Raw genomic sequence first — 9,671 nt, forward strand, 5'->3', positions numbered from 1 at the left:
TCTCGACCTGATCTCGATGCGGGGAGGCAGTGTAGCGAAAACCGACTGTTCGACCGTTAAGCGGGATCGATGGTCACGCTCGGACGTGTAGCGCCAGCTGCAAGCGCTCGGGCCGGATCGTCAGCAACTCGGCCACCGACAGCTCATAGCCCGGCACGGGCTCGACCTCGAAACGGGTGAGGATCTCCGCCAGCGCCAGGACCGCCTCGTGCAACGCGAACTGCCGGCCGATGCAGGCCCGAGCCCCTACCCCGAACGGTTTATATGCGTGGGCTGGGCGGGCACGCACGGCCGCAGGCAGGAACCGGCCCGGGTCGAAGACCTCGGTGTCCTCGCCCCACAGCGTCGGGTCGCGGTGCAGCGCCAGCAACACCACCAAGACCGTCTGCCCCTTGCGCACCGGGTAGCCGGCCAGCGTCGTGTCCGTGCGGGCCTTGCGGAAGAATGCCGGGCCGGACGGCCACAGCCGCAGGGTCTCGTCGACGAGGCGGCGGACATAGCGCAGCTTCGCGACCTGTTCGAACCGGAGCGGGCCGCTGCCGTCGCGCACCTGGGCGATTTCCGTCCGCGCTCGCTCGACCATCGCGGGATGCAGCGACAGGTAGTGCAGTGCGAACGACAGCAGACCTGCCGTCGTCTCGTGCCCGGCCACCAGGAAGGTCAGCACCTGATTGCGGATACTCTGATCCGACAGCAGCTCCCCGGTCTGCGGGTCCGGGTGCTCCAGCATCCGCTGCAGCAGGTCGTCCTGGCGCGGTGACTGTCCGTGGCGGCGTGCCGCGATCACCTCGTCCACGGTGCGCTGCATCAGCGCAATGTCCTTCGGGTGTTGGCGCAGCGCCTTCCATCCGAAGATCTCCCGGATGACCGGCAGATCGTTCGCCGACTGCGACACGAACGACAGCGCCCGCGTCATCGACTCGACGAACGGATGCCGACCGGCGGAGAACGAGTCGAAGCTGTACCCGAACCCGGTGCGACCGATGACCTCCAACGTCAGGCGATTCATGTCCGAGGAGACGTCCACCGGACCCTCAGTGGCCTGAGCGGCCCAGTAGCTGCAGAGCCCGTCGACGCACTCAAGCATCACCTCGTGATAGCTGCGCATCGAGGATTGGCTGAACGCCGGCATCAGCACGTTGTGCGCCTGCGCCCACGCCGGCTCACTGTTGAACGCGGTGAACAATCCGTCCCCGGCCAGCTCGCGCAGGTTGCTCACCGGTGGGACGACCGCCTTGGCGAACCGGGACTCGTCGAAAACCTCCGCGGCCGCGTCCCCGCCCCCGACAACAACGACCTTCTTGCCGGCGATGTCGATCTCGAACACATCCCCGAGCTCCCGTACGAACTGCGCCTCACGCTGTACCGGCCGCCGAGGATCGAGACGCAACACATCTCCCAGCAAGGGCAGCCGCCACGACGGATGCGGCATCGCTTCTCCACGTCCGGTCTCAGCTTCGACGCGGACATCATTTGAGGCTTGCTCCCCCGCAGAAGTCATGACCGGAGTCTGCCGCACCGCTGTGCCGATCGCAGAATCGGTCGGCTGGCATGACGGAGGAAGCGACGGCTACGGCCAAGTCGGGTGATGAGGGTTCGTGGCGGTTCCACCCCGTGGAAGCACTGCCGCTGAACGAACGACGGCTCGCTCAGCGGAGGCGCCACGCGTTTACTGTTATAGCGCTACAACGTCGTTGCGTAAGGCGCTGGCTGGGTAGAGCCGTTATAGCGCTTGAACGTCGGAGCGCAACGCCGGCAATGCGTCCGGAGGGGGCGGATATCCTAGTTGTAGCGCTATAACGCCCCAACGCTAGAACGTTGTCACGTCATGCCGTTACCATGGCTGAGCGTCAGAGCGCTACGATCTTGAAGCGTTGCAGAGCTACAACGCTCTGGCGACGGAACGTTGCAGCGTTGGAACGTTGCTCCGCTACAACGGTGCAGGAGCGGGCAGTGGACTGCTGCGGAGGGGTTACTCGGCCGAGCTTTTGGGAAACTGCTGGTCACGCAGTGTGTTCAGAAAGCATGAGTTATAGCGCTACAACGTCGTTGCGCAAGGCGCTGGCTGGGTAGAGCCGTTATAGCGCTTGAACGTCGGAGCGTAACGCGGGCAATGCGTCCGGAGGGGGCGGATATCCTAGTTGTAGCGCTATAACGCCCCAGCGCTAGAACGTTGTCACGTCATGCCGTTACCATGGCTGAGCGTCAGAGCGCTACGATCTTGAAGCGTTGCAGAGCTACAACGCTCTGGCGACGGAACGTTGCAGCGTTGGAACGTTGCAGCGTTGCTCCGCTAGAACGGTGCAACGCTGCAACGGCGTGGCGCTACGACGTTGCAGCGTTCCGACGCTTAGCGTTCAGAGCGTGGTAGCGGTGCACGCTGCCGCGCCTCAATGCACCGACTCATTGCACCCAGTGCAACCGACGAAAGGCTCCATGCAATGGCCAAAATCATCGTTTGCCACTCCCGGAAGGGAGGGGTGGGAAAGACCACGATGGCGTACGAGTTGGCTTACGAGCTGGACGCAGTCCTGGTGGACTTGGAGTACGACGGGGGCGGCGCCACCGGTAAGTGGGGGGATCGGCCTCTCGACCGGGCCCGCATTCCGATCCTCGATGCAATCCGCACCGGCAAGACCCCCAAGCCGTTGAACGGCTTCAAGAAGCCGCGTCTGGTACCTGGGCATCCTGACCTGTACGACCAGGCGCCCAGCGAAGATGCAATGGCGGATGCGCTGGTGCAGTGGGCGGGGGAGTGGGGCACGGAATGGGTCGTCGTGGACACGCATCCAGGTGCAACAACCCAGGCCCATGGTGCACTGTCCGTTGCAAATGTCGTTCTCGCCCCGACTCCGTTACGGAAGCTGGATCTCGATGCAACTGAGCAGCTCGTCGACGAACTCGCCGACTACCCCCTAGTCATTTCGCCGACAATGGTGCCGGCGGCACCTCCGGGAACGATGATCGACCGTCTTGCGCGGATGGTTGACGGCACGCCCGTGCAGGTTGCGCCTCCGGTTCCCCACGCCGCCCGGGTTGGCACTCGGACGAAGCGCATTGCAATCACCGCCGAGGAACCACCGGCCAAGCCGTTGCGGGCGTTCGCGGCTGCAATCACCGACACCGCGAAGTTCCTCCAGGAGTACGTCAATGACTAACGGACTCGATGCCTTGCGGCAAAAGAACAAGCGTGCCGGTGGGCGCACCATGCCGCCACCGCGGCACAAGCCCCGGTCGGTTCCGGTGGAGATTCCCACCGATTCCCAGAACTCGACCAATCCCATTGCACCCCCCGTGCAAGAGATTCGACCGTCTACTTCGGACGCTGCGGCGACTCTCTCGGAGAATGTGGCCGCGCAGACCGTCAACGGCCGGGAACCTGCACCCGCGTTGCCTGCCTCCGAGTTGCCGAAGGCGGCGCCTCCAGTGCCTTCGACAGAAGTGGACGAGCTAACAAAGTCGACGATCTATCTGGACGCCGAGACCGACCAGTTCCTCGAGGAGGCGATCTATCTCGGGCGGAAGCAGAAACCACGCATTGATTCCCGTAGTGCGATCGTGCGTTTTGCACTTCGTGAGTTGGCCTCTCGCATGTCCACTGAGCAGGTGATTGCCGCGATCCGGGCAGGTGCGCCTGAAACTGGCAACCAAGGAAGACCTCGCCTCTAACTTCATAGCGCTTCAACGTTCTAGCGCCATAAAGAGGAGGAGCCCCGCTCGACCTGCAATCCAACGGGACTCCGTGACCGGCTACCTCAGCAAAGGAAATTCCGATCATGTATGACCTTAACGTTCGCGCTGCGCAACGTCAGCTACCGTCCGCAAGTGCACGCCGACGATTGCACTCGAAGACCATGGCCCTCGGTGCTGTTGCAGCGATGACGCTCGTGCTTGCAGCGCTGGCGTTCACCCTGTCGTTCGATGCGTTGCGTCAGCTCACCCTGGAAATCGGCGTGCGCCCGGAACTGGCCTGGATGGCGCCGGTGGCACTCGATGTTGCACAGGCCGCCGCCGCCCTGGCCCTCGTTGCACTGGGGACCGACGACGAGTTCCGCGGTGCCCGCCTGTACTGCAAGGCCCTGGCCACGGGCACGGTCCTGCTCAGCGTGGCCGGCAACGGCTACCACGCCTTCCGCCTGGCCGGGCAGCGGCACGCGCAGGCCGCGGCCGGTGTCGATGTCGGGTACCAGCCGCAACCGGCTGCCATCGCCGCCTGCATTGCGATGATCGTGCCGCTGCTGTTCCTGGCCCTGTTGCATCTGTTCACCACGATCGTGCGGGCGCTGGCCGTCGAACGCGGCCGCTACCACGAGGCGGTGCACGACGCGCACCCGACCGTGCACCAGGATTCGCCCGTGACTGCACCCGAGGTATCGGAGGTGCACGACCCTGCGGAGGATGCACCCGTCGGGGACGACGTGCAATACCCCGGTGCCCGCGTGTACGCCGAGGCCTCCGCCGTTGCCGCCGAGCCTGCAACGGTGCAGCCGCAAGGCACCGGGCGCCACGGGGAGGATGCATCGGGGGAGGCCTCCGTGCAGGCCCCGAGCCCGCTCGAGGCACCGCCCGAGCAGACTCTCGCGCCGACGTCCGGTGGCCATCGGCAGACGGTCGACGGCCTGCGCGAGTTCCTGGCCGGGTGCACGCTGCGCAGCGAGGAGAAGGAGGTCGCGGCGATCCTGCTGGATCGCCCGCAGCTGACCTATGCGCAGGTGGCCGCCGAGTTGGAGGACACCCCGTCCCCGTCCACGGTGTGCCGGCGCTGGCAGCGCTTCAAGAACGCCGCCTACGCCGAAGGCTTCGAAATCCCGCCGGTGGTGCTGCTTCCCCTCGACGCGATCACCGCACGCGAGGAGCAACTGGTGTCGGTGTGACCAGACCCCGTCCCGGGCCACCGGCTGTGCCGTGGCCGGAGGCAGCTGCCGTCGAACGGTCGGTGGCCAGAGGCGGACCGGGGGCGGGAAAAGCAGTGACGCCGGGACTGTGCTTCCCCCACAGTCCCGGCGTCGCATCCCACCCTAGCAGAGTTATTCGAACATGTGTTCCCTCGAGTTGGTGTTTCGAGTGTCCACGGGAGTGTCCGAATAACGGTGGATCCGGCTTCGGCCGACAGTCGACGTTGAGGACTCGGAGTGCTTCCATCCCGCCGTCGCTGCTGGCTTTCCGGTGGGTCATCAGGGCCCGTGCGTCCTCGCGGCACCGTGCTTGTGTGAGCGCGATCCCGGTGTAGTGCAGCGTTGAGCTGTCGGTTTCCGGTGCGTGAGAGCCGATGCCGAGTATGGTTCGACGACCACTGCTGGTAGCAGTGCCGATGTGCCGGGCGAAGGAGCTTTGCACCCTAGCGGGAGGTGGGCTTCGGGGTGCGCCGGCGCCCGGCTGGTCGGCCGGTGGTGTCGGTCGTGCGGGGCTCGGCCCGGCCGCGGGCCTGGCGCGCGGTGCGGGACTCGGCGCTGTGGGTGCCGCGGGCGGTCGGGTCGGGGCGGGCGGGGCGGCGGATCTTCGGCGCCCGGACCGGCCGGGGGGCGGCACCGACTCGGGGCCGGCCGAAGATGCGGGTGACCAGTCGAGGGGAGGTGCTCGAATCCAGCGAGACGCGGGCCTCGGGTTCGCGGTAGGCGGCGTGGGCGATCAACCCGAACATCAGCAACGTGGTGAGCATCGAGGTGCCGCCGGCGGAGATCAACGGCAACTGCAGACCGGTCACCGGCAACAGCCCCACGACGTAGGCGATGTTGATGAACGCCTGGAGCACGATCCACATCGTGGCCACCGCGCTGAGCATCCGCAGGAACGGATCGGTCGAGCGCAACGCCACCCGCAACCCGACCCATAGCACCGCGGCGAACAGCCCGATCACCAGCAGCGCCCCGACCGCGCCGAGTTCCTCGCCGATGATCGCGAAGATGAAGTCGTTGTAGGCCTGCGGCAGATAGCTCCATTTCGAGTTGGACTGGCCGAGCCCCTGGCCGAACAGTCCACCGTTGGCCAGGGCGTACCTGGCCTGGGTGGCCTGGTAGTTGATGCCCTGCGGATCGGCATCGGGATTGAGGAAGGCGCGGATGCGGTCCGAGCGGTAGCCGACGGTAGCGGTGAAGAGCGCGATGCCCAGCACCCCGACGGCCGCCATCGCTGCGACGATGCGGGCGTGGAACCGGCCGAACCACAGCACCGCCATCACGATGATGGCGATGGTCACCGCGGTCCCCAGGTCACGCTGGAGCACCACCATGGCCAGCACCGTGAACGACACCGCCCCGATCGGCCGCAGGACGCGGTGGACGTCGACACGCCGCTCGGCGGCGGTGGCCACCATGTGCGCGGTCCAGATCACCAACGCGACCTTGGCGACCTCCGACGGCTGGAACGAGACCGACCCGATGAAGATCCACGACTGGGCGCCGTAGACCTCGCTGCCGATCCCGGGAATGAGCACCAGGATCAGCAGCGCGAAGGCGAACCCGAGAAACCACGGCGCGCCGCGCCGCAGCACCGTGGTCGGAAGCCGCACCACCGCCACGAAGATCGCCAGGCCCACCACGGCGTAGAGCAGCTGCGGCACGAACCGGGCATACGGCGAGCCCAGGCTCAGCAGCGATTCCACGCTCGAGGACGAGAGCACCATCATCAGCCCGAGCACCACCAGCAGCAGCGTCACCCCGACCAAGGTCTGGAAGTCGTGCAGCGGCCGGGCCGCCCAACTGTCGAACCACAGACGCAGACCCCGCCCCGACGACGACCCTTCGGTCTCGTCGGATGTCGGCGCCGACCGGGTTCGTGCACTCTCGTCCGTACTGCCGTTTCGCCCTGAACTCACCGGCTCATCGTCCCACGAGCGCACCCTCGTCCCCGGGGACCCACACCGTCCGCCGAGGACGGGAGTGCGGTGAAATCTCGGGCCCGTGCCGCGATCTGCAGGCCGCCGGGGTGGCGCGGACGCCAGCGCCGGATGGGCGTGTCGACCGGACCGCCCGGCCGGAACGACATCGAATGCGGACAGGCCCGCCGGCCCGCCCGCTCCGGTGTCCTGCTCGCTCAGCAGCCGCCGATGTACCAGGCTCCGTCGATGCGCTGGAACGCGCTGGGGGTGCCGATCTGGGTGATGCCCGGTCCCACGCACCGGGTCTCGTTGTGATCAGGGCCGAGGAAGTTGTCCCAATGGATGTTGATCTTCACCCAACCGCCACCGCAGTGGTTGTACCAGTGCCGCCCGGCGTCGGTGTAGAACCCGCACGGCGCCGCCGAGGCCACCGCCGGGGCCGCCACCGCCAGACCGGCCCCGATACCCACCGCCGCCACCGCCGCCGCGGCGGCGCGGGCTACCGTCTTCGTTCCGCGAGTCATCGTCGTCCTCCCTCACCGTCGGTAACATACCGGGAAGTCGGTATGTTCAGGCCGACGATAACTTATCCGGGGGCTGCAATGGGGTAAACGGGAGGAAACGGTCACGATGTGTCGCGGGACGCGGTCGGCCCGGGCGTAAGGTGCACAACGTGACGGCCGAGGACCTTTTCGACGAGGACTCCTACAACGGCACCGTCGGGCCGTTCGCCACCGCCGCCGACGCCCACCGGTGGTGGAGCGCCCGCACCGCCGCCTTGGCCTGCCTCGCGGGCCAGCACGGGGCCCCGACCGTACGATTCGACCCGCATCCGCTGCCGTCCTGGCTGTATCCGCCGTGCGACGGCTCGGCCACCTACCGGCCCTGGGCGGACCGGATCACGCTGCACTACCGGCACACACCCGCTGACGAGCTCGACCTCGCAGTGGTCGACGGGATGCTGTGGCACGCTCTCGGCCACCGCGCCCAGCGGCGGGTCCGCCGGCTCCTGCACCTGCTCGGCGCCGCGGTCACCACGGTGGGCCTGACGCTCGCCGGAGTGAGCGCGCAGACCGGCGAACCCTATCCGGCGCTGATCGCCGGCGCCGCCCTGTGGGCCCTGTGCGCCGCGGCCTGGATCGCCGCAGTACTCCGGACGAACCAGCACACCGAAACCGATGCGGACGAGTACGCACTCGTCCACGGTGGACCGCGCCCGATCCTGGCCTACCTGCGCCGGTCCGCGGAATCGGTCACCGGCGACCACCCACGACTGCAACGCCTGCGCCGGCACCTGTGGAACCGCTCCACCCTGTCCGCAGGTTCCTGAGGTATGGGTGAGGGATGTCCTGGACCTTCGGATCCGGAACCTCCCTCTCTTCCTTGTGTCGTGTGAGTCCGCGATCGTAGGTTCCGTCAGTAGGTGGTGTTGATCGGACCCGGACTCCACAGACCGCTCGCGCGTTCGACCGAACACCAGGCCAGCAGAACCCCGGTGGCCACGATCGGTTCCGGACGCAGTCCGTTGTTCAACGGCAGCCAGAAAGCGAGGAACACCAGCGCGCCGGTCCACAGCGGAAGCCGGGTGCGGCGCAGCGCCACCCCGAGACGCGGAGCGACCTCACGGCTGAGCACCCACCAGCACAGGATCCCGGCACTCAACGCGGGCAGTCGCATCCAGATGCTCGCGGTCGAGACCTGCGTCATCGCGGCGAGCACGTCGTAGAAGGGCGTGCCGAACGGCGCCTCGGGCACGCCGAACCAGCGGAAGTAGTTCGCCATGTACCCGGCCTCGCCCGCGGCACGAGCCATCCCGAGCTGGTAACCGTCGTCGGCGGTGTTCGCGCCGATCACATGCCAGAGCAACAGCGTTCCGACCACCGCTGCGTCGATGCGGGTGAACGACCACCACGTCGCCGGCAGGACCCGGCGGTGGCGGCGTCCGTCGGCGCGGTCGAGCCGGTGCAGCGTCCACAACGCCAATCTCGTGGCCAGCACCGCCACTGCCATCGCTGCAACCTTCAGCACGGTCGGGGAGGTGGCGAAACGGGTGTCGACGGTCGCTGTGACCGAGACGCCGTCGAGCGCGGGACCGGGCAGATCGGTGAAGATCCCGACCAGCTGCGGGCGCAGATCCCGATCGGAGCTTCGCTGCCCGGCCGCCCGGGTGGAGCTGGAGGCCGTGGCGATGGTGCGGTCCGGGGTCGAAGACACGGCGACCGCACAGTCCCCGGACAACTCGTCCACCGGGGCCGAGACCAGCATCGTGTTGCGCGAGATCATCTCGAACATCGCCGGCCCGTCCTCGCCGGGCCGGACGCGGGCGATCAGCCCGTAACGCTCACGGTCGGGAGCCCCGGCCGGCAGCGTGGAGAACACCGTACCGCCGCTCGAGGACAGATCTTGCACCGACCGACACGGAATCGTGGCCTCGAGGTCGACAGGCGCGTAGGACACCAACGGCGCCGAGACGCTCGTTCCGCTCTCGTACTGTGGCCAGCTGATCGATGCCACGGTCTGGGTCACCGGCAGCAACGGCATCGCGATCGACGCCAGGATCCCCACCACCGCGGCAAGCACTGGCCCACAGGCGGGTCCGCGTCTCGACTGCTCGCCCGCCGGAAGGCGGGCCGGGTTCTGGGCGTCTCGAAGCCGATACTGCTCTCGTCTCGGTCACGGGGAGCGATGCTAACGGGAGCAGACCGAACGGCTTGTTTTGCGGGGAAGTCGGTAAGTCCGGTGAAGTTGGTTCTGGGTAGTGTCGTTCTCGGGCGCGCACGGTCCCCTCGGACGTGCGGGCCCACGTGACCCGGCGCTTCACCCCCCGCCGCCGGGGCACGGGCCTACCCGGGGG

At 67.4% G+C, this 9,671-nt stretch carries 8 protein-coding genes and 1 pseudogene; 4 read left to right on the plus strand and 5 right to left on the minus strand.

Annotation, left to right across the window (positions count from 1 at the left end; genetic code table 11):
• Positions 1 to 73: 73 nt before the first annotated feature.
• On the minus strand, positions 74 to 1,432 hold the full coding sequence (locus tag Q7514_RS31910) for a cytochrome P450 (RefSeq protein WP_006931038.1): 1,359 nt from the start codon (positions 1,430 to 1,432) through the stop codon (positions 74 to 76).
• 1,009 nt (positions 1,433 to 2,441) lie between these two features.
• On the opposite strand from Q7514_RS31910, the gene Q7514_RS31915 reads away from it, so the two are divergent.
• The 3 genes from Q7514_RS31915 to Q7514_RS31925 all read left to right on the plus strand — a co-directional run bounded on the left by Q7514_RS31915 (position 2,442) and on the right by Q7514_RS31925 (position 4,874).
• On the plus strand, positions 2,442 to 3,158 hold the full coding sequence (locus tag Q7514_RS31915) for a ParA family protein (RefSeq protein ID WP_017681394.1): 717 nt from the start codon (positions 2,442 to 2,444) through the stop codon (positions 3,156 to 3,158).
• A complete protein-coding gene (locus tag Q7514_RS31920) occupies positions 3,151 to 3,669 on the plus strand; it encodes a hypothetical protein (RefSeq protein ID WP_006931050.1) in 519 nt (172 codons plus the stop codon). Before Q7514_RS31915 ends, Q7514_RS31920 begins: the two co-directional genes overlap by 8 nt.
• 107 nt (positions 3,670 to 3,776) lie before the next feature.
• Positions 3,777 to 4,874 carry a DUF2637 domain-containing protein gene (locus Q7514_RS31925; protein ID WP_330137203.1) on the plus strand — a complete coding sequence of 366 codons (1,098 nt, stop codon included), beginning with the start codon at positions 3,777 to 3,779 and terminating at the stop codon, positions 4,872 to 4,874.
• A 321-nt stretch (positions 4,875 to 5,195) separates the two neighbouring features.
• Here the strand turns inward: Q7514_RS31925 and Q7514_RS33350 are convergent.
• The 3 genes and pseudogenes from Q7514_RS33350 to Q7514_RS31935 all read right to left on the minus strand — a co-directional run.
• Positions 5,196 to 5,293: pseudogene (locus Q7514_RS33350) on the minus strand (transposase); the annotation flags it as partial.
• Between the two features lie 45 nt (positions 5,294 to 5,338).
• Positions 5,339 to 6,814 (minus strand): putative lipid II flippase FtsW, encoded by a 1,476-nt coding sequence (gene ftsW, locus Q7514_RS31930; RefSeq protein ID WP_017681396.1) that lies wholly within the window; start codon positions 6,812 to 6,814, stop codon positions 5,339 to 5,341.
• 218 nt (positions 6,815 to 7,032) lie between these two features.
• A complete protein-coding gene (locus Q7514_RS31935) occupies positions 7,033 to 7,341 on the minus strand; it encodes a DUF6355 family natural product biosynthesis protein (RefSeq protein ID WP_006936885.1) in 309 nt (102 codons plus the stop codon).
• 149 nt (positions 7,342 to 7,490) lie between these two features.
• Between Q7514_RS31935 and Q7514_RS31940 the strand changes: the two genes are divergently transcribed.
• Positions 7,491 to 8,147, plus strand: a complete 657-nt coding sequence (locus Q7514_RS31940; RefSeq protein ID WP_006936883.1) for a hypothetical protein — start codon at positions 7,491 to 7,493, stop codon at positions 8,145 to 8,147.
• A gap of 86 nt (positions 8,148 to 8,233) precedes the next feature.
• On the opposite strand, the gene Q7514_RS31945 is transcribed toward Q7514_RS31940, so the two are convergent.
• Positions 8,234 to 9,397 (minus strand): arabinosyltransferase domain-containing protein, encoded by a 1,164-nt coding sequence (locus Q7514_RS31945; protein ID WP_006936881.1) that lies wholly within the window; start codon positions 9,395 to 9,397, stop codon positions 8,234 to 8,236.
• Between the last annotated feature and the right edge of the window lie 274 nt (positions 9,398 to 9,671).

Origin of the sequence: Rhodococcus artemisiae, from assembly GCF_036327795.1 — a bacterium.
GTDB classification, from domain to species: domain Bacteria; phylum Actinomycetota; class Actinomycetes; order Mycobacteriales; family Mycobacteriaceae; genus Rhodococcus; species Rhodococcus artemisiae.

Excerpts from the sequence above, each read along its gene's own strand:
- Q7514_RS31910 (WP_006931038.1), bottom strand. The coding sequence starts at position 1,432 with ATGCCGCATCCGTCGTGGCGGCTGCCCTTGCTGGGAGATGTGTTGCGT.
- Q7514_RS31915 (WP_017681394.1), top strand. The coding sequence starts at position 2,442 with ATGGCCAAAATCATCGTTTGCCACTCCCGGAAGGGAGGGGTGGGAAAG.
- Q7514_RS31920 (WP_006931050.1), top strand. The coding sequence starts at position 3,151 with ATGACTAACGGACTCGATGCCTTGCGGCAAAAGAACAAGCGTGCCGGT.
- Q7514_RS31925 (WP_330137203.1), top strand. The coding sequence starts at position 3,777 with ATGTATGACCTTAACGTTCGCGCTGCGCAACGTCAGCTACCGTCCGCA.
- Q7514_RS31935 (WP_006936885.1), bottom strand. The coding sequence starts at position 7,341 with ATGACTCGCGGAACGAAGACGGTAGCCCGCGCCGCCGCGGCGGCGGTG.